Annotated in this window: 19 protein-coding genes; 10 read left to right on the top strand and 9 right to left on the bottom strand. The window is 61.8% G+C overall.

Annotated features, from left to right (window positions below; translation table 11 throughout):
• Position 1 precedes the first annotated feature (1 nt).
• Positions 2–2,041, top strand: a complete 2,040-nt coding sequence (gene pbpC, locus Q9295_RS08915; RefSeq protein ID WP_306680191.1) for a penicillin-binding protein 1C — start codon at positions 2–4, stop codon at positions 2,039–2,041.
• Positions 2,042–2,115: 74 nt separating this feature from the next.
• On the opposite strand, the gene Q9295_RS08910 is transcribed toward pbpC, so the two are convergent.
• The 3 genes from Q9295_RS08910 to Q9295_RS08900 are packed head-to-tail and all read right to left on the bottom strand — an operon-like array spanning position 2,116 to position 4,327.
• Complete coding sequence (locus tag Q9295_RS08910) at positions 2,116–3,285, bottom strand: acetyl-CoA C-acyltransferase family protein (RefSeq protein ID WP_306680190.1); 1,170 nt, start codon at positions 3,283–3,285, stop codon at positions 2,116–2,118.
• Positions 3,282–3,905, bottom strand: coding sequence for a maleylacetoacetate isomerase (gene maiA, locus Q9295_RS08905; protein WP_306680189.1), 624 nt, complete (start codon positions 3,903–3,905; stop codon positions 3,282–3,284). The genes Q9295_RS08910 and maiA overlap by 4 nt, the downstream gene beginning before the upstream one ends.
• Entirely contained in the window at positions 3,902–4,327 is a 426-nt protein-coding gene (locus Q9295_RS08900) for a MarR family winged helix-turn-helix transcriptional regulator (protein WP_306680188.1), read from the bottom strand. The genes maiA and Q9295_RS08900 overlap by 4 nt, the downstream gene beginning before the upstream one ends.
• A 114-nt stretch (positions 4,328–4,441) precedes the next feature.
• Here Q9295_RS08900 and Q9295_RS08895 point away from each other — a divergent pair, with 114 nt between their 5' ends.
• From Q9295_RS08895 to fahA, 3 genes are all read left to right on the top strand, one after another.
• Positions 4,442–5,548, top strand: coding sequence for an MFS transporter (locus Q9295_RS08895; RefSeq protein WP_306680187.1), 1,107 nt, complete (start codon positions 4,442–4,444; stop codon positions 5,546–5,548).
• Between the two features lie 110 nt (positions 5,549–5,658).
• Positions 5,659–7,020, top strand: coding sequence for a homogentisate 1,2-dioxygenase (gene hmgA / locus Q9295_RS08890; protein ID WP_373457443.1), 1,362 nt, complete (start codon positions 5,659–5,661; stop codon positions 7,018–7,020).
• Positions 7,021–7,092: 72 nt separating this feature from the next.
• A complete protein-coding gene (gene fahA, locus Q9295_RS08885) occupies positions 7,093–8,352 on the top strand; it encodes a fumarylacetoacetase (protein ID WP_306680186.1) in 1,260 nt (419 codons plus the stop codon).
• 14 nt (positions 8,353–8,366) lie between these two features.
• Here the strand turns inward: fahA and Q9295_RS08880 are convergent, their stop codons facing one another.
• Complete coding sequence (locus Q9295_RS08880; protein ID WP_306680185.1) at positions 8,367–8,927, bottom strand: DUF2585 domain-containing protein; 561 nt, start codon at positions 8,925–8,927, stop codon at positions 8,367–8,369.
• 87 nt (positions 8,928–9,014) lie between these two features.
• Here Q9295_RS08880 and Q9295_RS08875 point away from each other — a divergent pair, with 87 nt between their 5' ends.
• From Q9295_RS08875 to Q9295_RS08865, 3 genes are all read left to right on the top strand, one after another.
• Complete coding sequence (locus Q9295_RS08875; RefSeq protein WP_306680183.1) at positions 9,015–9,965, top strand: MBL fold metallo-hydrolase; 951 nt, start codon at positions 9,015–9,017, stop codon at positions 9,963–9,965.
• Positions 9,966–10,057: 92 nt separating this feature from the next.
• Complete coding sequence (locus tag Q9295_RS08870; RefSeq protein WP_306680182.1) at positions 10,058–11,605, top strand: FAD-dependent monooxygenase; 1,548 nt, start codon at positions 10,058–10,060, stop codon at positions 11,603–11,605.
• Positions 11,602–11,796, top strand: coding sequence for a DUF2783 domain-containing protein (locus Q9295_RS08865; protein WP_306680181.1), 195 nt, complete (start codon positions 11,602–11,604; stop codon positions 11,794–11,796). The genes Q9295_RS08870 and Q9295_RS08865 overlap by 4 nt, the downstream gene beginning before the upstream one ends.
• Positions 11,797–11,842: 46 nt before the next feature.
• Here Q9295_RS08865 and Q9295_RS08860 read toward each other — a convergent pair whose 3' ends face one another.
• The 3 genes from Q9295_RS08860 to Q9295_RS08850 form a co-directional block, all read right to left on the bottom strand.
• On the bottom strand, positions 11,843–12,613 hold the full coding sequence (locus Q9295_RS08860; RefSeq protein ID WP_306680180.1) for a metallophosphoesterase family protein: 771 nt from the start codon (positions 12,611–12,613) through the stop codon (positions 11,843–11,845).
• Positions 12,614–12,768: 155 nt separating this feature from the next.
• A complete protein-coding gene (gene serA / locus Q9295_RS08855) occupies positions 12,769–14,364 on the bottom strand; it encodes a phosphoglycerate dehydrogenase (protein ID WP_306680179.1) in 1,596 nt (531 codons plus the stop codon).
• A 61-nt stretch (positions 14,365–14,425) separates the two neighbouring features.
• Positions 14,426–15,577 (bottom strand): phosphoserine transaminase, encoded by a 1,152-nt coding sequence (locus tag Q9295_RS08850; protein WP_306680178.1) that lies wholly within the window; start codon positions 15,575–15,577, stop codon positions 14,426–14,428.
• Positions 15,578–15,772: 195 nt separating this feature from the next.
• Between Q9295_RS08850 and serB the strand changes: the two genes are divergently transcribed.
• Both serB and Q9295_RS08840 read left to right on the top strand, forming a co-directional pair.
• Entirely contained in the window at positions 15,773–16,648 is an 876-nt protein-coding gene (serB, locus tag Q9295_RS08845; protein WP_306680177.1) for a phosphoserine phosphatase SerB, read from the top strand.
• 42 nt (positions 16,649–16,690) lie between these two features.
• A complete protein-coding gene (locus Q9295_RS08840; protein WP_306680176.1) occupies positions 16,691–17,452 on the top strand; it encodes a TSUP family transporter in 762 nt (253 codons plus the stop codon).
• A gap of 98 nt (positions 17,453–17,550) precedes the next feature.
• Here Q9295_RS08840 and zapE read toward each other — a convergent pair whose 3' ends face one another.
• On the bottom strand, positions 17,551–18,642 hold the full coding sequence (zapE, locus tag Q9295_RS08835; RefSeq protein WP_306680175.1) for a cell division protein ZapE: 1,092 nt from the start codon (positions 18,640–18,642) through the stop codon (positions 17,551–17,553).
• A gap of 203 nt (positions 18,643–18,845) precedes the next feature.
• On the opposite strand from zapE, the gene Q9295_RS08830 reads away from it, so the two are divergent.
• Entirely contained in the window at positions 18,846–20,768 is a 1,923-nt protein-coding gene (locus Q9295_RS08830) for a methyl-accepting chemotaxis protein (protein ID WP_306680174.1), read from the top strand.
• 191 nt (positions 20,769–20,959) lie between these two features.
• Here Q9295_RS08830 and Q9295_RS08825 read toward each other — a convergent pair whose 3' ends face one another.
• On the bottom strand, positions 20,960–21,994 hold the full coding sequence (locus tag Q9295_RS08825) for a glycosyltransferase family 2 protein (protein ID WP_306680173.1): 1,035 nt from the start codon (positions 21,992–21,994) through the stop codon (positions 20,960–20,962).
• Positions 21,995–22,084: the final 90 nt, after the last annotated feature.

Genomic DNA, 22,084 nt, shown 5'->3' with positions numbered 1-22,084 from the left:
GATGCGGGCGCGTTGGTTCATCACGGCAGCGGCGGGCCTCTGGCTCGCCGCTTTCGCACGCGATGAATTCGACGCTTGGGTCGATGCGACCGAGATCCCCAAACTCACCCTGCAAACCAGCACCGAAGTCGTCGATCGCAGTGGCCAGCTTTTGCGCAGCTACACCGTAGCCGATGGTCGCTGGCGGCTTGCCGTCGCGCTCGAAGACGTCGATCCGCGCTATATCGAGATGCTGCTGACCTACGAAGACCGCCGCTTTCGCAGCCATCCCGGCGTCGATTGGCGCGGCGTGGCGCGCGCCGGTTGGCAGGCGCTGACCAATGGCCGCATCGTCTCGGGCGGCTCCACCCTGACCATGCAAGTCGCCCGGCTTTTGGAAGAGGGCACCACCGGCGAATTCGGCGGCAAGCTGCGGCAAATGCGGCTGGCTTTGGCCCTAGAGCGCCAGCTTTCAAAAGACGAAATCCTCAGCCTCTACCTGCATCTCGCCCCCTTCGGCGGCAATCTTGAAGGCATCCGCGCGGCCTCGCTCTCTTACTTCGGCAAAGAGCCCGCGCGCCTGACCCCCGCCGAATCCGCGCTGCTGATCGCCATTCCGCAAAGCCCGGAAACCCGCCGCCCCGACCGCGCCGCCGACCGGGCCGAGGCGGCGCGCAACCGCGTCCTTGACCGCGCCGTCACCTATGCGCTGATCGACCAAGATGAGGCCACTGCCGCATTGCGCGAACCCGTCCCGGGCCTGCGCAAAGCCTTTCCGGCCCTCGCCCCGCATCTCGCGGACCGCGCTCGCAGCGACGAGCCGTTGAAACTCCGCCACCAACTCACCCTCGACATCACCCTGCAACGCCAGCTTGAGGCCCTCGCGCGTGAGGCCCTCGCCGGCAAAGGTGACCGGCTGCAAATCGCCATCCTCGTCGCCGATCACCGCTCGGGCGAGATCCTCGCCTCGGTCGGCTCCGCCCGCTTTACCGAAGACCGCCGCCAAGGCTTTGTCGATATGACCACGGCTTTGCGCAGCCCCGGCTCTACCCTCAAACCTTTGGTCTATGCTTTGGCCTTTGATGAAGGCCTCGCCCACCCTGAGACGATGATCGAAGACCGCGCCACTGTCTTCGGCAGCTACGCCCCGCAAAACTTCGACAAGGTCTTTCGCGGCACCATCCGCCTGCGCGAGGCGTTGCAGCTCTCCCTCAACATCCCCGTTGTCCTTCTGACCGATGCCTTCGGCCCCGCGCGTCTGCTCTCCGCCATGGGGCAGGCGGGGATGCGCTACCAACTCCCCGGTGGCCAGCCCGGCCTTGCGGTCTCGCTCGGCGGCGTTGGGGTCTCGTTGCAAGATATGGTCCAGCTCTATGCCGCCTTGGCGCGGGGCGGCGTGGCTTTGCCCCTGACATGGCGCGCCAGCGGTGAGCGGGCGGAGGGCCAGCGCCTCGTCAGCGCCGTGGCCGCTTGGCAGGTCTCTGATATCCTCGCCGGTCTTGCGCCCCCGCCCGGTGCGCCGCGCAATCGGCTCGCCTATAAGACCGGCACCTCTTATGGGCACCGCGACGCTTGGGCGATTGGCTATGACGGGCGGCATGTGATCGGCGTCTGGATGGGCCGCCCCGATGGCACGCCGGTGCCGGGGGCCTTCGGGGCCGACACCGCCGCCCCGGTGCTCTTCCAAGCCTTCAACCGGCTGAAGCCCAAGCTTGACCCGCAGCCCCCGGCCCCCGCCGCCACGCTGCTGGTCTCCAACGCCCAACTGCCACAGCCCTTGCAGCGCTTCCGCTCGCGCAACGCCGCCTTCGCGGTCGCGGCCGATGCACCCGCCGTCGCCTTCCCCCCCGATGGGGCCGAGGTCGAGCTTTTGCCCGCTGGCCTCATGGTCCGCGTGCGCGGCGGCACAGCGCCTTTCACATGGCTGGTGGACGGCCAGCCGCTCGAGGTCGCCACCCGCGACCGCGAAAGCCTTCTCAGCCTCCCCGGCGCGGGTTTTGTCACCCTCTCCGTGATCGATGCCGAGGGCCGATCCGCCCGCGCAAGGGTCCGTTTGTGGTGATGCGGACAGCCCGACCAAAGCCATACCTCAGCCATACGTAAACCATACGCATGCCAGACGTGGTTTTGGCTCGTTCAGACCCGCTCAATCGCCAGAGCAATACCCTGACCGCCGCCGATGCACATGGTGATGAGCGCGGTCTTACCCCCGGTCCGCTCCAGCTCATGAAGCGCCTTCACGGTGATGATCGCCCCCGTCGCGCCCACCGGATGCCCCAAAGCAATCGCGCCGCCATTGGGGTTCACCCGCGCCGGATCAAGGTCCAAAGCCCGGCTCACCGCAATCGCCTGCGCGGCAAAAGCTTCATTGGATTCAACGACATCAAAGCTTTGGGGCGAGACGCCCAGCTTGGCGCAAAGCTGCTTTACCGCCGGGATCGGCCCCAGCCCCATGACCTTCGGGTCCACCCCCGCCACCGCCCAGCCCATGATCCGCGCCCGTGGCTTCAAGCCCTTGGCCGCAGCCTCCCGCGCCAAAACCAAAGCCCCGGCGCCATCATTCAACCCCGAGGCATTGCCCGCGGTCACCGTCCCCCCCTTCTGAAACGCCGGCCGCAACCCCGCCAAAGCCTCCAAAGTCGTCGCCTTAGGATGCTCATCTTGCGCAAGTTCAAAGCTGCCCTTGCGGCCGGAAATCTCAATCGGAACAATCTCTTGGGTGAAGTGTCCGGCCTCAATCGCACGCGCCGCTCGGGCTTGGGATTCCAGCGCAAAAGCGTCTTGATCCTCGCGCGTGATGCCGCCCTCAGCCGCGACATTCTCCGCCGTGATCCCCATATGGCCGGTGCCAAAAGGGCAGGTCAAAGCGCCGGTCATCATATCGATGACCTTCGTATCCCCCATCTTCTGCCCCCAGCGCGCCGCCGGCACCGCATAGGGCGAGCGGCTCATGCATTCCGCCCCGCCGGTCAGCGCGATCTCGGCGTCGCCCAGCATAAGTGCCTGACAAGACGAGACAATCGCCTGCGCGCCCGAGCCGCAAAGCCGGTTGACGTTCATCGCCGGAACCGTCTCCGGCACCCCCGCCTGCATCGCCGCGACCCGCGCCAGATACATATCGCGCGGCTCGGTGTTGATCACATGGCCGAAGACCACCGTGCCAATCTGCGCAGGCTCCACCCCCGCGCGCGCGATGGCGGCTTTCGAGACCTGCGTGGCAATCTCAGCCGGAGGCATTGCCGCCAAAGATCCACCAAATGTGCCAATGGCCGCGCGGGTTGCAGACAAGATATAGACGTCGGTCATGGCTTCACCTGATCAGGATGGGCCGCCTGAACGGCCGGGATTTCCTGCAGCCTAGCCATAATCCCCGCGATTGTCGGCCATGACGCCACGTCCAACCCCACCCTTTGCGCATTATAAACCTGCGGGATCAGACAGATATCGGCGATCGAGACCTGATCGCCATGGCAAAAGCGCCCGGTCTGAGGCCCCTGCAACATCCGCTCTAAAGCGGTCAGACCTGCGCCGATATAGTGGCGCTGCCAATCATCGGCACTAAATCTGCCCTCGGTCAACTCCGCCACATGGTTGCGGACGGACAGGTTGCAAATGGGCGCAATCTCCATCGCCACCGCATAGGCCAAGGCCCGCACCCGCGCTTTGGCTACAGCCCCTTCCGGCAAAAGCGCTCCATGCGTCTCATGCAGATATTCCATGATCGCCAGCGATTGCGTCAGGCTGACCCCGTCGATTTCTAACGTTGGAACAAGACCTTGCGGATTGCGCGCCAGATTTTCCGCGCCCCTTTGCTCGCCTGTCACCAGATTGACGGGCACCGCCTCATAGCCAATCCCCAGAAGGTTCAGCGCGATCCGCACCCGGTAGGCCGCCGAGGACCGCCAGTAGTCGTAAAGCCGCGTCATTCTTCCTCCAAAAGCCGGGTGAGCGCCGCCCGGAACGCCGCCGCATCCCCCCCAAGCCGCGCCAAAACCTCTGCCTGATAGGCATCCGCGATCGGCACGATCCGCGCCATCAGCGCCTGACCTTCCGCCGTTAAACGCATATCCAACAAGCGCTTATCCTCGGCATGGGCGCGCTTTTCGATCAGCCCGGCTTCCTCCAGCCGCGCCGCCGCCCGGCTGACCTTGGACTTGTCCATATCAACGCGCGCATGGATCTCGCGCACCGAGACCGCATCGCCCCCCGCCAGATGCGCCAGCACCCGCCATTCCGGGATCGAAAGCCCAAACTCCTGCCGGTATCTCTCGGCAAAACCTCGCGAAATCCGCGCCGAGGCGACGGAGAGTTGATAGGGCAAGAAGGCAGAAAGATCGAACGGCGGCATAAAACTGAACCCCTCAAGGTCTTTTCATTGCTGCCGCAATCCACCGCGCGCTGCAAGCGTTGACAGTTCGCGCGGTGCAGGCGAGTGGTGCGGCGATTGGCAGGAGTGACAGAATTGCGTATCGGTTTGGGCTCGCCCTTGGGGGTGCTGCTGACGGGCTTGGCAAGCTTTACAATGATGGGTTTTGCGCAAGGGTTAATCGGCCCCGCGCTGCCTGAACTGACCCGTAACTTCTCGCTGCCTGAAGGTGCGGCCGGGCTTCTGGTCTCGGCGCAATGGGGCGGCAGTGCAATTGGCGTCGCCGCAATCTATTTCTGGTCGCATCGCATCACCCCAAGGCTTGCGCTGGCGATCTTGGCGGTCGGAGGGGCAGGGCTGACCTTGCAACCCTCATGGGTGCTGATGCTGATCTCGGCCTTGGTGTTCGGCACCGGCTACGGCATGGCGACGGCGGTCTTTAACCCACGGGTGTTGCAAGCCTTTCAGACCCGCGGCGCTTCGATGGTGGGCCTTCTCAATGCCGCCTATGCCGCCGGTGCGATCCTGTCGCCGCTGGCCTTCGTGGCCTTGGGCAATTCCTCGATGCTGGCCTTTGGCACCGCCGCTGCGGCCTATCTGGTGATCTGGCTCTTCGCGGCCGAGCCCACCCGCGAAGCCATTGTGCAAAGCCCGTCGAAAGCCCGGACCGGCTTCAAACCGCATTACCCGCTTTTGGTCTTCGCCGCCCTTGGCATCGGGCTTGAGGCGACGCTCGCAGGCCTTGGCCCCACCGCTTTGATCCGCGCCGGAGCGAGCGAGGCGCAGGCCGCACAGCTTCTGTCGGGCTTCTTCTTCACCTTCCTTGCCGCGCGGCTTGGCCTTGGGCTGGTGGCGGATCGCATTGGCTCTTTCACGCTTTATGTGGCGGCGATGGCGCTGACTGTGCTCGCCTCCGGTGCGGCGGTCATGGGGCAAGAGGGGGTGGCCTTCGTGGCCATGGGCGCTTCGGCGGGGATGTTCTTCCCGGCGATCTTCGTCACCGGCGCGCGCAAAATGGGCGATGACCCGCGCGTCACCCCGGTGATCCTTGGCTCGGCTCTGGTCGGCGGCATCGGTATGCCCTTGCTGGTCTCATGGCTGGGCGCAGGGCTTGGCGAGATGGGCTTTTTCTGGCTGGTGCTTGCGATCTCTGCGCCCGCCGCACTGGCTGCGGCGCTCAGCCTGCGATCGATGGCCCGTTAAGCGCGCATCGCCGTCACAAAGCTTGACATCGTTGCAAATGCAACGATAACTCTTTCCCTAAAGGGAAGGCGCGCTTTCCCCATGCATTCATCTCCTTGGGGAGGGCAGCGATGAACCAGCAGACACAGATTTCCGGCATGATCCGGGCGGCTGACACCACCGGCACCACCGCCGGCTATATGCCCGGTTTCGGGAATGATTTTGAGACCGAGGCCCTGCCGGGCGCGCTGCCGCAGGGCATGAACAGCCCGCAAAAATGCAATTACGGGCTTTATGGTGAGCAGCTCTCCGGCACCGCCTTCACCGCCCCCAGCCATCAGAACGAACGCACTTGGTGCTACCGCATCCGGCCGAGCGTGAAGCACACGCATCGCTTCCAAAAGATCGACCTGCCGTTGTGGAAATCCGCCCCTTGCATTGACCCTGACATCATCTCGCTTGGCCAATATCGCTGGGATCCCTTGGCGCATACGGGCGAGGCGCTGACTTGGCTCACCGGCATGCGGACGATGGTGACGGCGGGGGATGTGAACACCCAGACCGGCATGGCCAGCCATGTCTATCTGGTCACTGAATCGATGCAGAACGCATATTTCTTCAGCGCTGACGGTGAGTTGCTGGTGGTGCCGCAAGAGGGCCGTCTGCGCTTTTGCACCGAGCTTGGCATCATCGATGTCGAGCCGCAGGAGATCGCCATCTTGCCGCGCGGCCTTGTCTACCGGGTCGAGGTGCTGGAAGGCCCCTGCCGCGGGTTTGTCTGCGAGAATTACGGTCAGAAGTTCCAGCTGCCGGGCCGCGGCCCGATCGGCGCCAATTGCATGGCCAACCGCCGCGATTTCAAAACCCCGGTGGCGGCCTTTGAGGACCGCGAAGTGCCCTCGACCGTCACGGTGAAATGGTGCGGCCAGTTCCATGAGACGAAGATCGGCCACAGCCCCTTGGACGTGGTGGCATGGCACGGCAATTACGCGCCCTGCAAATATGATCTGAAGACTTATTGCCCGGTCGGCTCGATCCTCTTCGATCACCCCGATCCGTCGATTTTCACCGTGCTGACAGCACCTTCCGGGATCGAGGGCACGGCGAATATCGACTTCGTCCTTTTCCGCGACCGCTGGATGGTGGCCGAAAACACCTTCCGCCCGCCGTGGTACCATAAGAACGTCATGTCCGAGCTGATGGGCAATATCTATGGCGTCTATGATGCCAAGCCCAAGGGCTTTGTCCCCGGCGGGATGAGCCTGCACAATTGCATGCTGCCGCATGGCCCGGACAAAAACGCCTTTGAGGGGGCCTCGAATTCTGAACTGGGGCCGGAGAAGTTGAAGGAGACCATGTCCTTCATGTTCGAAACCCGCTTCCCGCAGCACCTGACGCCCTTTGCCGCGCAGGCCGGGCATTTGCAGGAAGATTACATCGACTGCTGGGGCAGTCTTGAGAAGAAGTTCGACGGCACGCCGGGCGTGAAGTGAAGCAGGCTGGGGGGGCTTCGCGCCCCCCCAGACCCCCCCGCGGGATATTTTTAGACAGAAAATGAGTGTGAGATGTCGTTGATCCGGTCTTGGGTGGAGAGTGCCAATCTGGCGGAGGCGGAGTTTCCGCTCAACAACCTGCCTTGCGGGGTGTTCTCGGCGGAGGGTGAAGAGCCGCGTTGTGGCGTGGCGATTGGCAGCTTCGTTTTGGATGTCACGGGGCTGGAAGAAGCCGGGCTGTTGGTTCTGGAAGGCGGGCCGCTTCTGGATGTGCCGTTCTGGAATGAGGTGATGGAGGCAGGGCCGGAGGTCTGGGCCGCTCTGCGCGCGCAACTGACCGCACTTTTGGCCGAAGGCGCTGATGCCCGGGACGCGGTGGAAGAGCATCTCTTCCCGCTGGCGCAGGTCACCCTGCACATGCCCTTCTTGGTTGCTGAATATACCGATTTCTACGCCGGTCGCCACCATGCCACCAATGTCGGCACCATGTTCCGGGGCGCGGAAAATGCTTTGCCGCCCAATTGGTTGCACATCCCGATTGGCTATAATGGCCGGGCTTCCTCGGTCGTGGTTTCGGGCACGGATGTCCGCCGTCCTTGGGGGCAGCTGAAAGGTCCGAACGACGCCGCCCCCCGCTTTGCCCCCTGCGCGCGGTTTGATCTTGAGTTGGAACTGGGCGCGGTGGTGGGCCGGGCGTCCGAAGGCATGGTCTCGGTCGCCGAGGCCGATGCGATGATCTTTGGCTATGTGCTTTTGAACGATTGGTCGGCGCGGGATATCCAAGCTTGGGAATACCAGCCGCTTGGCCCCTTCCAAGCCAAGGCCACCGCCACCACGATCAGCCCTTGGATCGTGATGCGCGCCGCTTTGGAGCCGTTCCGCACCGCAACCCCGCCCCGCGAACTGCCGCTTTTGCCGCATCTGCAAGAGCCGGGGCCGATGCTTTACGACATCGCTTTGGAGGTGGGTCTGACCCCCGAAGCTGGCTCCGAGACCGTCATCGCCCGCACCAATTACCGCGAGATGTATTACTCGGCCGCCCAGCAATTGGCGCATCACACCACATCGGGCTGCCCGATGAATGTTGGTGATCTTCTGGGTTCTGGCACGATCTCGGGCCCGGAAAAATCCAGCCGTGGCAGCCTTTTGGAACTGTCATGGGGCGGCAAAGAGCCGATTGAGATCACCGGCGGGCAGCGGTCCTTCTTGGAAGATGGCGATACGCTGACCTTGCGCGGTCATGCCCAAGGCCAAGGCTATCGCATCGGCTTTGGCGCCTGCGCGGGCAAGGTGGTCCCGGCGCATCAAAACCCCAGCGGGGCAGGGCGTTGAGCCCTGCTTTCCCCTCAGCGTCCGGCGGATTGCCAATCCGCCACCGCCTCGATGGGGAAGGCCAGCATCAGCACGTTCAGTGCCAGACCGTCGCGGATCAGCCAGATCGTCATCACTTCGAAAGCGATCGCCAGCGCCACGGTCACCCGCACCGGCAGCTTGGCCGCAAGGTAGAAGCCAAGGATCATCGCCAGAATATCGGCCACCACATTCACCACGGAATCCCCGTAGTAATCGAGGCTGATCGTCACGCTGCGATAACGCTCGATGATCGCATCGGAATTCTCGATGATCTCCCATGCCGCCTCAAGCAAGGTGGCAATGACCAGTCGCCAGCCAAAGCTGAGCCTATGGGCGAAGAAGGACAAAAGCCCAAAGAAAATAAAGCCATGGATGATATGGCTGGGGGTATACCAGTCAGAGATATGCTGGCTGTTTTCCGAGCTGATCACCGTGCCATGCCAAAGTTTGACATAACCACATTTGCAAATCGGCTCGCGCCCGATCCACAAAAGATAGGCGGCGGTCAGCAGGATGATACCGGCGGTGATAAGATAGGGGGTGCGTCTGGTCATAGGCGCATTGGGAGCACGCGGATTGCGGCCTGACAAGGGTGAAACCGGCGCAAGACGGGTATGGAATAGCAAAGGGCGGAAGAGAACATGGCCAAAGAATTCGCATCGGCAGGCGATCTGAGCGAGAAGAAGACCAGTTTCACCGAAGTGGGGCCGGGGCTTTACGCCTTCACCGCCGAGGGGGATCCGAACACCGGCGTGATCATCGGTGACGAAGGCGTCATGGTGGTCGAGGCGCAGGCCACCCCGCGTCTGGCGCGCAAAGTGATCGAGCATATCCGTTCTGTCACCGACAAGCCGATCACCCATCTGGTGCTGACGCATTACCATGCGGTGCGGGTGCTGGGCGCCTCGGCTTACGGTGCGCGCGAGATCATCATGTCGGATGCGGCGCGCGCGATGGTGGTGGAGCGGGGGCAAGAGGATTGGGACAGCGAATTTGGCCGCTTCCCGCGGCTCTTTCAGGGCCATGAAGAGATTCCCGGCCTGACTTGGCCCACGACGACGTTTTCCGATGCGATGACGGTCTATCTTGGCAATCGCCGGGTCGACATCATGCATCTGGGCCGCGCCCATACCGCTGGCGATGCGGTGGTCTGGCTGCCCGATGCCGAGGTGATGTTCACCGGCGATATCGTGGAATATCACTCGGCTTGCTATTGCGGCGATGGTCATTTCGCCGATTGGGGCCAGACTTTGGAGAATATCGCCGCCTTCGATCCGGTGGCGATTGCGCCCGGTCGGGGCGATGCTTTGGTCGGCCGCGAGATGGTGGCCAAGGCGATCGCCGCCACGGCGGATTTCGTCGAAAGCACCTATCGCCCGGTGGCGAAAGTGGCGGCGCGCGGCGGATCTTTGAAAGAGGCATGGGACGCTTGCCGCGCGGTTTGTGATCCGAAATTCAAAGACTTCGCCATCTACGAGCATTGCCTGCCCTTCAACGTGGCCCGCGCCTATGACGAGGCGCGCGGGTTGGATACGCCCCGCATCTGGACCGCCGAGCGCGACCGCCAGATGTGGGAGGCTTTGCAAGGCTAAGGGCGCACCTCGGGCCGGCGGCGGGGGACCAGTCCCCCGCACCCCCTGGAGTATTTACGTCAAGATGAAGGGCTGCATCCTGGGGAGGGGACATGCCTTACGATTATAGACCATTTGACTATGTGCCGCCAGCTGGCTTGCGCGAGGCAGAGCCTCGGCATCCGGTGGTGATCGTTGGGGCAGGCCCCGTGGGCCTTGCGATGGCGATTGAGCTGGCCAATCACGGGGTGCGGGCGGTGGTGGTCGATGACAACAATGTCGTCTCGGTCGGGAGCCGGGCGATTTGTTGGTCAAAGCGCTCGCTGGAGATTTTGGACCGTTTGGGCGTGGGTCAGCCTTGCGTTGAGAAGGGCGTGATCTGGCAGGTCGGGCGCACCTATCACCGTGAGGCCGAGGTGTTTAACTTCGACCTTCTGCCCGAGGACGGTCATAAGATGCCCGCCTTCGTGAACCTTCAGCAATATTGGGTTGAGGCGTTTTTGGTCGCGCGGGCGGTGGAACTGGGCGTCGATCTGCGCTGGAAGAACCGGGTGACCGGGGTGGTGCAGGGGGCGGATCATGTTGCGTTGAGCATTGAGACGCCGGATGGGACTTATGCTTTGCAGGCCGATTATGTCGTGGCTTGTGACGGCGCGCGCTCGCCCTTGCGGGGGATGCTGGGGCTGGAATTTGAGGGCGAGCTTTTTGAAGAGCGCTTCTTGATTGCCGATATCGAGATGGAGGCGGATTTCCCTTCCGAGCGGCGGTTTTGGTTTGAGCCGGGCTTTCATGCCGGCCAATCGGCTTTGCTGCACAAACAGCCCGACAATATCTATCGCATTGATTTGCAACTGGGATGGGACACGGACCCCGAGGTGGAGCGGCAGCCCGAGCGCATCTTACCGCGGATTGAGCGGGTGGTGGGGCATCGCGATTTCAGCCTCGATTGGACCTCGATCTACACCTTCCAATGCCGCCGCATGCGCAGCTTCGTGCAAGATCGGGTGATCTTTGCTGGCGATTCCGCGCATGTCGTCTCGCCCTTCGGGGCGCGCGGCGGCAATTCTGGCTTGCAAGATGTCGATGCTTTGGGCTGGCGTTTGGCGGCCGTGCTGCGGGGCGAGGCCCCGGCGGCGGCGCTGATGGCTTACGACTGCGAGCGGGTGCATGGTGCGGATGAGAATCTGATGAACTCCTCCCGCTCGACCCGGTTCATGTCGCCGGGGGCAGGTGTGGAACGGCTCTTCCGCGATGCGGTGTTGCATCTGGCGGGGCGGGCGGATTTTGCCCGGCCGATGGTGAATTCGGGCCGGCTCTCGAAGCCCTGCACCTATCCGCTGGAAGCCCCCGATCATCCGGCTTTGCCGCAAGCCGCGCGGCCGGGTTCGGTGGCCCCCGATGCGCCGCAAGGCGACGGCTGGCTGATCGATGCTTTGGGCGGGCGCTTCGTGCTGGTGGCCTTTGGCGAGGCACCCGAACTGCCCGGCCTTCCGGTGCTGCGCCCGCAGCCCAATGCGGCCGTCATCAAGCGCTGGTTGGGCAGTGAGGTGACGGCACTCTATCTGGTGCGACCCGATCAGGTGATCGCGGCGCGCTGGGTCTCGGCCAGTGCCGAGGAGGTGGCCGCAGCCCTATTGGCCGCGCAGGAGGGCCGGACATGAGCGCTTTGATCACCAGACCCAATATCGCCGATCCGGATGGGTTTTATGCAAGGCTTTTGGCCACGCATAAGGGGTTGAGCGAGGGCCAGAGCCATGCGTTGAACGCCCGGCTGGTGCTGATCTTGGCCAATCATATTGGCGAAGCGGCGGCCTTAGAGGCCGCGATGGTGCTGGCGCGCGACGGGGCCTGACGGCCCCGCTGCTTGGCGTTCGCGACTGGGCCTCAGCGACTGAGCCTTACCGGCTGGGCGGCATGTATTTCAGGAAGGGCGCGGGGACGTCGCGGCGCAGGGGCTTGCGGCCCTCGGGCGTCAGCTGCCACACTTCGCGCCCTTCGATCACGATGGCGGTCAGCGGCCCACCATAGGCGGCGGCGCTGTCGATATTGACGCGGTTGCCGTAATGGGTGGCGGCCTCAAGCGCGGTATGGCCATGGATCACCAAAGGCCCGAAGCTTTCGTCATATTCAAGGAAGACGCCGCGGATCCAAAGAAGATCATCTTCGATCTGGTCTTGCAGCTGGGTCTCGGGGCGGATGCCAGCATGGGCAAAGACCACCTCACCCAAGGGGTAGATGCTGGGCAGGTTTTCGATGAAATCCCGATGCGCTTGCGGCACCGCTGCCACGGCCTCGGCATGGACCGCGTCAATCGGGCGGTCGCCGGGGGCGTGGAGCCCGTAAGATTCCAACGTTTCCGCCCCGCCGATTTTCGGGTGCAGCCAGCTGAGATCCGCGCGCAGGCCGGGTTCCAATTCGGCCGGATCGCGCAGGAAGCGCCAGAACATCCGGTCGTGATTGCCTTTGAGCACGGTCCAGTCTTGGCCCGCCGCGATGCCCTGCATCAGGTAGTCAATGACGCCGCGGCTGTCGGGGCCGCGGTCGACAAGATCGCCGACATGCACCACGGGGGCGGCACCATGCTGGGCCATATCCGCCGCGATCAGCGCATGGACCTCTTTCAAGAGATCCAGATGGCCATGGATATCACCGACAGCATAGGCGCGCATGAGGCTGTTCCTTTAAACGGCAAAAGCCGGGGGATCGTCCCCCAAAATGCAAAAAAGGCCGGGGGACTTCACGTCCCCCGGACCCCCTGTGGAGTATTTCTGTCAAGGCGAAGGTGCAAGAGCTTGGCTTTTAACACCTTCAGATATTGCGCGCTTTAGGCGCCAACAAAATGCAGCGGTTTCACCTGCTGGAAGAGGCCGGTCGATTCCAGCGTTTCCACCACTTTCGGGTCGATCTGCTGGTCGAGGTAGAGAAGCGCAATCGCCTCTTGTCCCACGCCCGAACGGCCAAGGGTGAAGTTCGCGATGTTGACGCTGTTCTTGCCCATGGTCATGCCGAGAAGGCCAATGATGCCGGGCACGTCTTCATTGGTGGTGTAGAGCATATGCTCGCCCACTTCGGCGTCGATATTGATGCCCTTGATCTGGATGAAGCGCGGCTTGCCATCCGAGAAGCAGGTGCCCGCGACCGAGCGTTCACGCTTGTCGGTGACCATGGTGACTTTGACATAGGCGTCAAAGGCGCCGGATTTGTCTTGCCGGGTGGTCGAGATCTGGATGCCCTTGTCTTTCGCCACAACCGGGGCCGAGACGAGGTTCACATCCGGGTTTTGTGCTTTCAACACGCCTGCGATCACCGATTGGTTCAAGGCGGCGACATTCATCTCCGAGACTTTGCCGTCATAGAGGATGTTGATCGCCTTGATCGGCTCATCGGTCATTTGGCCGATGAAGGCGCCGAGATGGCCCGCCAGTTTCACCCAAGGACCCATGACCGTGGCTTCTTCCGCCGTGACATTGGGCATGTTGAGCGCGTTGGAGACGGCACCCGTCAAGAGGTAGTCCGACATTTGCTCGGCCACTTGCAGGGCCACGTTTTCCTGCGCTTCGGTGGTCGAGGCGCCAAGGTGCGGCGTGACCACAACATTGGGGTGGTTGAAGAGCACGTTTTCGGTGGCGGGCTCGACCTCGAACACGTCCAAGGCAGCACCTGCCACATGGCCAGCGTCAAGCGCGTCTTTCAGCGCGGCCTCATCGATCAATCCGCCACGGGCGCAGTTGATGATCCGCACGCCTTTCTTGGTTTTCGCAAGGTTCTCGCGGCCAAGGATGTTGCGGGTCTTATCGGTCAGCGGCACATGCAGCGTGATGAAATCGGCGCGGGCCAAGAGCTCGTCGAGTTCCACCTTGGTCACGCCCAATTGCTTGGCGCGCTCTTCCGACAGGAAGGGGTCGAAGGCCACGACCTTCATCTTCAGGCCAACCGCGCGGTCGCAAACGATGCCGCCGATATTGCCAGCGCCGATCACACCAAGGGTCTTGTTGAACAGCTCAACCCCCATGAACTTCGACTTTTCCCATTTGCCAGCATGGGTCGAGGCGGAAGCCTCGGGCAATTGGCGCGCAATGGCGAACATCATCGCAATGGCATGTTCGGCGGTGGTGACCGAGTTGCCGAAGGGCGTGTTCATCACGATCACGCCGTTTTTCGACGCCGCCGGGATATCGACGTTATCCACACCAATCCCGGCGCGGCCCACCACTTTCAGATTGGTGGCATTTTCCAAAAGCTTGGCGGTGACTTTGGTGGCCGAGCGGATCGCAAGGCCGTCATATTGGCTGATGATTTCCGCCAGCTTCTCTTTGTCTTTGCCAAGCTTCGGCATATAATCGACCTCGACCCCACGGTCGCGGAAGATTTGAACGGCGGTTTCGGAGAGTTCGTCGGAGACGAGAACGCGCGGTGCCATCTTTGGGCTCCTGTCTATCTGGATAAGGGGAAGGGGCGGGGATGCACCCCGCCGCGCAAGATCAGGCGGTCAGGGCCGCGATTTCGGCCTCAAAGGCCCATTCGATCCAAGGCATAAGCGCTGCCACATCGGCGGTTTCCACCGTGGCGCCGCACCAGATCCGCAGGCCCGCAGGCGCATCGCGGTAAGCGCCAAGGTCCAGACCCGCACCGGCTTTTTCCAACCGCTTGGCGACGTTCTTGGCGAAAGCCGCACCGTCGGTGATACGCGGATCGGTGAACTTCAGGCAAACCGAGGTGGTCGAGGCGATCTCTGCCGTCTCAGCCAGATTTTCGATCCAAGGCCGTGCGGCGCAGAAATCCCAAACCACTTTCGCATTGGCCTCGCAGCGCGCGATCAGCCCCTGCAAGCCGCCAACGGATTTCGCCCATTTCAGCGCAACGAGGTAGTCTTCATTGGCCAGCATCGAGGGCGTGTTGATGGTCTCACCCGCAAAAATCCCTTCGATCAGCTTGCCCTTCGCGGTCAGCCGGAAGATCTTCGGCAGCGGCCAAGCCGGCACATAGCTCTCCAGCCGCTCGACAGCGCGGGGCGACAGGATCAGCATCCCATGCGCGCCTTCGCCGCCCAGCACCTTCTGCCAAGAGAAGGTCACCACATCCAATTTGTCGTAAGGCAGATCCATCGCGAAAGCGGCCGAGGTGGCGTCGCAGATGGTCAGGCCAGCACGATCCGCCGGGATCGCATCGCCATTCGGCAGACGGCAGCCGCTGGTGGTGCCGTTCCAAGTGAAAACGACATCCTTGTCGAAATCGACTTCCGCAAAATCAACGATCTGGCCGTAAGGCGCCTTGCGCACCACAGCGTCCAGTTTCAGCTGTTTCACCACATCGGTGACCCAGCCTTCGCCAAACGACTCCCATGCCAGCATCTCCACCGGACGGGCGCCCAAAAGCGACCACAAAGCCATCTCAACCGCGCCGGTATCCGAGGCCGGCACAATGCCGATCCGATAGTCAGCCGGAACGTTCAGAATCTCGCGGGTGAGGTCGATCGCCTCTTTCAGCTTGGCCTTGCCAACAGCGGCACGGTGCGAGCGCCCCAAGGGCGCATCAGCCAGCATATCCAACGAATATTGGGGAATTTTCGCGCAAGGGCCCGAAGAAAAACGCGGGTTCGCCGGCAGCGCGGCCGGGGTCTTCAACTCTGTCATGGTAGCCTTCCAGCTAAAAGCCCTTCGTTGGGGAAGGGTGTCCCACGGATGGGCTTAAAGCTGCCCCCGCTCTGGCACAAGCGAAAAAACCGGGGTATTGCGGCGGTTCATGCGGTGAAAGCGACGCGTTTCAGCCCCTCGCGTTCACGATCGGAAACTGCCGGCGCGTCAGCCCGGCAAAAGACAGGCCCGCCGATGTTCACAGTCTCGCTGCTCACCAACCCCGAAACGCCGGTTCTCAGCCGTGAATTGGTCGAGTCCTTGCGCAATGCTTGGGGCGGTGGTGATGCTTTGTGGCTGGATCCCGGCGTGGCGGCGGAATTTCCCGTGGAAAGCCAGCCCGATAACCTCTGGCAAGTTTGGGAAGACCTGCAAACCCTTGGCATCGACCTTGCTCTGCAAAAGACCGATGGCCGCCGCAAAAGCCTGCTGATCGCCGATATGGATTCGACGATGATCCAGCAGGAATGCATCGACGAGTTGGCCGATGAGGCCGGCGTCGGCGCCCATGTCGCAGGCATCACCGCCCGCGCGATGAATGGCGAGCTCGACTTCGACGCCGCTCTGCGCGAACGCGTCGGCCTTCTGAAAGGCCTGCCCGAGTCCGTGATCGCCTCGGTCCTGCGCGACCGCATCACCCTGATGCCCGGCGGCCCGGTGCTTCTGGCCACGATGAAGGCAAGCGGCGCCTATGCCGCCTTGGTTTCGGGCGGCTTCACCGCCTTCACCTCGGCCATCGCGGGTAAGCTGGGCTTTGACGAGAACCGCGCCAATACCTTGATCGCAAAGGACGGTCTGCTGACCGGAGAGGTCGGCACCCCGATCCTTGGCAAAGAGGCCAAGCTTGAGGCGCTGCAAGAGATCACCGCCCGCCTCGGCTTCACCCCCGCCGAGGCAATTGCCGTCGGCGACGGCGCCAATGACCTGCCCATGCTCCTCGCCGCAGGCACCGGCGTCGCGCTCCACGCCAAGCCCAAAGTCCAAGCCGAATGCCAAATCCGCATCAACCACGGCGACCTGACTGCGCTGCTTTATCTGCAAGGCTACGCTAGGGAAGAATTCGTCTCCTAACCACCCTTGCCGAAAGCCCGGTGGCGCGCGACAAACCTTTTCATGTTTGAAATCGCCACCGAGCTTGCCGCCCTTTTGATCCTTGCCGCCGTGCTGGCGGGCTTTGTCGATGCCATTGCGGGCGGCGGGGGCCTCATCACCGTGCCCGCCCTTCTTCTCGCCGGCGCCAGCCCGGTTGAGGCTTTGGCCACCAACAAACTGCAAGGCACCTTTGGCGCCGCCACCGCCACCCTGACTTACGCGCGCGCGGGCCATGTGCGCCTGCGCGAGCAGGCCCTCATGGCGGTGATCTCGGGCCTTGGCGGGGCGGCGGGCGCGCTTGCCGCCCATCTCATCCCAGCCGAGGTTTTGCGCCTCATCATGCCCGCCATCCTGATCGGCGTCGCCGCCTTCTTTGCCTTGCGCAAAGGCCTCACCGACGAGGACCGCGCGCAGCGTATGCGTCCCGCCGTCTTCAGCTTCACCGCCGTGCCGCTGATCGCCGCTTACGACGGGCTCTTCGGTCCCGGCACCGGCAGCTTCTTCATGATCGCTTTCGTGGTGCTGGCGGGCTACGGCGTCTTGAAGGCCACCGCCCATACCAAGCTACTCAACTTCGCCTCCAACCTCGGCGCGCTGGCGGTCTTTGCCTTCTCGGGCGCGACATGGTGGATCATCGGTTTCGCCATGGCCTTGGGCCAAGTGCTGGGCGCGGCGATCGGCGCGAAAGTGGCGATGGTCGTCGGCGCAAAAGTCATCCGGCCGCTCTTGGTCCTGACCTCAACCGCCATGGCTTTGCGGCTTCTTTGGCAGGCTTGGGGCTGATCGGCGGGCTGATCGGCGGGCTGAACCCGCCTGCCATACGCAAGCCATACCTCAGCCATACGTAAACCAGCCGAAATCCATACCCCGTTTGCGGCGCTTTAGACCTCGCGATCCGCGCCCCAAGCCGCGTCCTGCATCTCCCGCAACCGGCTCGCCGTGCGTTCGAACTCAAACGAGCCGGTGCCTTCGATATAAAGCCGCTCCGGCGCATCCGCGGCCGAGCAAATGAGCTTCACCTTGGCCTCATATAAAGCATCGATCAAAGTCACGAAGCGCTTGGCTTCATTGTAATTTGTCGCCGAAAGCTGCGGGATATCTTCCAAGATCAGCACCCGAACCGCCTGCGCAATCGCCAGAAAATCCGCCGCTCCCAAGGGCTTGGCGCAAAGCTCCCAAAAGCTGGCCCGCGCGACGCCATTGGCAAAGCGCGGCAGCTCTACCTGCCGACCATTTACCGGCAAAATCAAAGGCTTACCCTCGGCCGCGCCAGTCAGATCGCTCCAGATCGCATTGATCTCTCCCCGCGCCGCGCCTGCGGGGTGGAAGTAAACCTGCGCGCCCGTGAGGCGTTGCTGGCGGTAATCGGTCGGGCTTTTCAGCTCAATCACCTTCAGCTTGTCGTTCAACATGGCGATGAACGGCAGAAAAACCTCACGATTCAGGCCATTTAGGTAAAGGTGTTCCGGCAGCCGGTTCGAAGTGGTGACGATCACCACCCCCGCCGCGAAGAGCTTTTCAAAAAGCCGCCCCACGATCATCGCGTCGGTAATGTCGGTGATCTGCATCTCATCAAAGGCCAAAAGCCTGATATCTTTAAGCAATTTCTCGGCCACCGGGGCCAAAGCGTCTTCGACACCCTGCTTGCGCGCCTCATGCATCCCATGATGCACTTCTTGCATGAAAGCGTGGAAATGGACCCGACGTTTCTTTGTGATTTCAGTGGCTTCGGTGAAAAGATCCATCACCATGGACTTGCCGCGCCCAACCCCACCCCAAAGATATAGCCCTTTCGGAGGCATTTGCGGACGCGCAAAAAGCCCGGCAAAAAGCCCCACCTTGCGCTCGGCATTCTGCTCCAGCCAAGCCCGCAACGTCTCCAACTCCGGCAAAACCGCCAGCTGAGCCGGATCCGGCCGCAGCGCCCCCTCGGCCACGCGGGCCTCATAAATCTCGGTCAATGTCTGTCGCATACGTTTGTATACTTTGGCGCTTGCACCGGGGAAAGGGCCTGCTTCGGCAAGGTACTCACACGGATTCGGGCCGCTTTCGTGGGTGATGCTCGAGTGATTCGGTTCGCAAAAGTGCTTTGAAACCATAAGGAAAGCCAACTTATCCTGCGCCTTGGCGCAAAATAACGAATTCTAAAACTATCAGGCGCAGGGTCTTTGTCATCATGTCAGATGCCGAGGAACCGATGCACCGCTATCTTCCAAAAAGTCTGTCCGCAAAACTTACCCTGACAAGCCTGATGGTCTTCGTGGTCGTCTGCGGTGTCGGGATGTTCATGGCCGATAGGGTTATGAAAGAGACAATTATCTCGCAAGAGCATGACGCCATGCTTACTGCGGCCCGCGTCTCAGCCACGACGACCGCGGCCCGCTATCCTGATCTGAATTTCACGATCGATACCGAAGGCAATGTGATCAACGCTGTCTGGGATCAAATCCCTGATTTCACAGAACATTCGGTGGTTGATCGGGTCACTGCCCAGACCGGGGCCTTCTTCTCGATCCTGCGCTGGGATCCGGTCCGCAATGACTTCTTCCGGCTCAGCACAAGCATTCGCGACCAAAATGGCCAGCGCTTTGCCGGTTCCCCGCTAGGGTTAGATCACCCCGCGCGGGCACCGATCATGGCGGGCCAACCCTATACCGGCTTTGCCGAGCTTTTCGGTGAATCCTATGTGGTAAACCTCCGCCCTGTGCTCAACAGCAGTGGTGAAGTAGTTGGAATTCTTTGTAATTTTGTGCCTGAGGCGGCGTTTCTTCATCTTGCCGAAGGGGGCACGATGATCGGCCTTTCGCTGGCTTTGGTCTCGGTCGTTGGCGTATTTTTGCTGGCGATGGTCAATCGATTCATGTTGAAACCCTTGGGCGCGTTGCAGCAGGCCATGGACCGCATTCGCTCGGGCGATTTGGAGCAACCTGTTCCAGCCGTCGGGCGTCAGGATGAAATCGGTGGCTTTGCGCGCGGTATAGACGCCTGGCGCGGCTCTGTGCGCGAAACTCTTGAGATGGCCGAGCATGACCGCGAGCGAGAGGCTGAGCAAAGCCGTGTCGTCAATGATCTGACCCAAGGCCTTGGTCGCCTTGCGGCCTTGGATCTGACGGCAATGATTGAAAGCCCTGCCGCAGATCCATTCCCTGAGCGTTATCAAGAGCTTCGCGAAAACTTCAATTCTGTCGTCAAGACATTGGCTGAGACGCTTGAGATGATCCGTCGTACCGCTCATTCCATTGACAGCGGCGCGACCGAATTTAACTCGATCGCGCAGGATATGTCGAACCGCACCGAAACCCAGGCCGCAACGCTGGAAGAGACCGCCGCGGCCTTGGATGAGATGACGGCCTCCGTTCAATCCACTGCCAGCAATGCCGCTGATGCCGACCGCGCCATGGCTGAAAGCGGCCGACAAGCGCAAGACGGTGGGCAGGTGGTGCGCCGTGCGATCTCGGCGATGGAGGCGATCGAACAATCCTCGCGTCAAATCACCCGGATCACCGATGTGATCGACGATATCGCTTTCCAAACCAACCTCTTGGCACTGAACGCCGGGGTCGAGGCGGCGCGGGCAGGTGATGCTGGTAAGGGCTTTGCGGTCGTCGCCTCAGAAGTCCGGTCGCTGGCACAGCGCGCTTCGGAATCGGCCAAAGAGATCAAACGGTTGATCTCGCAATCGACCGAGCAGGTCGAAAATGGCTCTTCCTTGGTGCATGCCACCGGCCAAGCGCTGGATGAGATGATCACCCGGATTGGCAATGTCACGACGCTGATCGCCGATATCGCCAATTCGGCGCGTGAGCAGTCGCTTGGCCTTTCCGAGATCAATACAGGCGTGAAACAATTGGATGAGGTAACCCAACGAAATGCCGCGGTTGTTGTGCAATCCACCACCTCGGCCGAGGCTTTGCACAATGATGCTTTGCGGTTGAGTGAAGGTTTGGCGCAGTTCCGGCTTGGTCCTGCCGAGGTCGTACAGATCGCAGCGCGTCAAGCCGCAGACCACGCACTGCCTTCGGTTGCCATAGCATCTTCACCTTCGTCGGTACGGCGTAACGGTACCGATGGGGCTTTGGCGCAGTGGGAAGATTTCTAGCCGCCAAATCTATACACGCCGGAAGGCGGCGGGAATGAGCCTTGCCGCCTTTCTGAATAGGTCACATGCTCCTCTGACTAAGGGAAATAGGTCCTGCCTACTCGAAACTGCCGGACTGGGAGGTGATGGTCAAAAAAAACCCTCGTGGAAGGCGGCAGTAGCATCCCCCAAGGACCCCCAATGGAATGGGCTTATCCTTTGATCTCGCTAAACAATCCATAAAGCCGCAAGGCAAGTTCACGCGGGAGCGGCGCGGTTTGAGCGGCATGGATGCAGTGGCACAAAAGCTGATAACCCTCGGGGGTGCGGGCTGAAATGGCGGCGCGTTTGCGGTGCCAATCGCAGGCGGCAAGGTGCAAGGGGTCAACCCCAGGCAAGGCACGCAAGTTGGCGATTTCTTGCGCCAGCGCTTCTTGCCAGAAAGCCATCGCACGATTTTCAACCGTGTTAAAATTTCGTTCAACCCAATAGGCCAGATCGATGGCTTTGGTTTTGCGATTGGCCAAGCCGCGCTCAACTTTCACCAAGAAGCTCTCAACCGAACGTAACGAATAATGGTGCAACTCTATCACTGCGCGGCCGGGCGTCAGACCGGGCAGAGAAATCGCCTCATCTGACGAGGTAAAGCTTTCGGGCAGCGCTTGGCTGGCACCATCGGCCCACATGGGTTTCGGGCCCGAGGCTTTGCATTTGGGACGATGCACGCCGGGTTTTTGAAAAGCGGCAGGGCGGTAGAGCGTCTTAAAGCTGCGGCTGGCGATTGGGTGATACAAAGGGTCAGGGGCCGAGCGCAGAAATTGCCCCGTTACCGGACTATCCACATAGCCGATGATGCCATTTGCCCCGAAAAGCCGCCAAGGCAGTGCGATCGCATCGGTCCCATCAGGCATCGCGGCCAGCGCATCGCTGATGCAATGACCGCCGGCATGGATCATTGGAAATTCGTCGATGTCGCTGAACAGCAGCCAATCCGCTCCGTGGGTCAGCCGCTCTTTGGCCAGATGTTGCAGCGCCTGCCATTGCACACTTTTGCCGCCCGTCGCCGGATTGGGGTGGTGCTGCAGCAAGCCCAATTCATGCAGTCGGTCTAAAAGCAGATCTGACCCATCCTCGCAATCGTTTGAAAAAACGATGAAATCCGTGAAGCCAATAAGACGGTGATAGGCCAACCATTCCAACAAGAACGGGCCTTCATTGCGCTGGCAGGTGGCGGAGAGAAGTTTCATTTTACCAGTCAGATCGCCTTTAGGGGCGGCAAGATGTAGCGGATGAGCCAGCCTAGCCGTTGGCACGGCGCGCGTAAATGCCGGCCCTGT

Source organism: Pseudogemmobacter lacusdianii, assembly GCF_030848395.1.
In the GTDB taxonomy this organism is placed as follows: Bacteria; Pseudomonadota; Alphaproteobacteria; order Rhodobacterales; family Rhodobacteraceae; genus Pseudogemmobacter; species Pseudogemmobacter lacusdianii.
Note: the sequence above shows the minus strand (reverse complement) of the source record. Positions and strands in the feature narration are given on the sequence as shown.

What these genes read in the sequence shown, in the direction of transcription:
- pbpC (WP_306680191.1), top strand. Translation starts at nt 2, where the DNA reads ATGCGGGCGCGTTGGTTCATCACGGCAGCGGCGGGCCTCTGGCTCGCC.
- Q9295_RS08910 (WP_306680190.1), bottom strand. Translation starts at nt 3,285, where the DNA reads ATGACCGACGTCTATATCTTGTCTGCAACCCGCGCGGCCATTGGCACA.
- maiA (WP_306680189.1), bottom strand. Translation starts at nt 3,905, where the DNA reads ATGACGCGGCTTTACGACTACTGGCGGTCCTCGGCGGCCTACCGGGTG.
- Q9295_RS08900 (WP_306680188.1), bottom strand. Translation starts at nt 4,327, where the DNA reads ATGCCGCCGTTCGATCTTTCTGCCTTCTTGCCCTATCAACTCTCCGTC.
- hmgA (WP_373457443.1), top strand. Translation starts at nt 5,659, where the DNA reads ATGAACCAGCAGACACAGATTTCCGGCATGATCCGGGCGGCTGACACC.
- fahA (WP_306680186.1), top strand. Translation starts at nt 7,093, where the DNA reads ATGTCGTTGATCCGGTCTTGGGTGGAGAGTGCCAATCTGGCGGAGGCG.
- Q9295_RS08880 (WP_306680185.1), bottom strand. Translation starts at nt 8,927, where the DNA reads ATGACCAGACGCACCCCCTATCTTATCACCGCCGGTATCATCCTGCTG.
- Q9295_RS08875 (WP_306680183.1), top strand. Translation starts at nt 9,015, where the DNA reads ATGGCCAAAGAATTCGCATCGGCAGGCGATCTGAGCGAGAAGAAGACC.
- Q9295_RS08870 (WP_306680182.1), top strand. Translation starts at nt 10,058, where the DNA reads ATGCCTTACGATTATAGACCATTTGACTATGTGCCGCCAGCTGGCTTG.
- Q9295_RS08865 (WP_306680181.1), top strand. Translation starts at nt 11,602, where the DNA reads ATGAGCGCTTTGATCACCAGACCCAATATCGCCGATCCGGATGGGTTT.
- Q9295_RS08860 (WP_306680180.1), bottom strand. Translation starts at nt 12,613, where the DNA reads ATGCGCGCCTATGCTGTCGGTGATATCCATGGCCATCTGGATCTCTTG.
- serA (WP_306680179.1), bottom strand. Translation starts at nt 14,364, where the DNA reads ATGGCACCGCGCGTTCTCGTCTCCGACGAACTCTCCGAAACCGCCGTT.
- Q9295_RS08850 (WP_306680178.1), bottom strand. Translation starts at nt 15,577, where the DNA reads ATGACAGAGTTGAAGACCCCGGCCGCGCTGCCGGCGAACCCGCGTTTT.
- serB (WP_306680177.1), top strand. Translation starts at nt 15,773, where the DNA reads ATGTTCACAGTCTCGCTGCTCACCAACCCCGAAACGCCGGTTCTCAGC.
- Q9295_RS08840 (WP_306680176.1), top strand. Translation starts at nt 16,691, where the DNA reads ATGTTTGAAATCGCCACCGAGCTTGCCGCCCTTTTGATCCTTGCCGCC.
- zapE (WP_306680175.1), bottom strand. Translation starts at nt 18,642, where the DNA reads ATGCGACAGACATTGACCGAGATTTATGAGGCCCGCGTGGCCGAGGGG.
- Q9295_RS08830 (WP_306680174.1), top strand. Translation starts at nt 18,846, where the DNA reads ATGTCAGATGCCGAGGAACCGATGCACCGCTATCTTCCAAAAAGTCTG.
- Q9295_RS08825 (WP_306680173.1), bottom strand. Translation starts at nt 21,994, where the DNA reads ATGAAACTTCTCTCCGCCACCTGCCAGCGCAATGAAGGCCCGTTCTTG.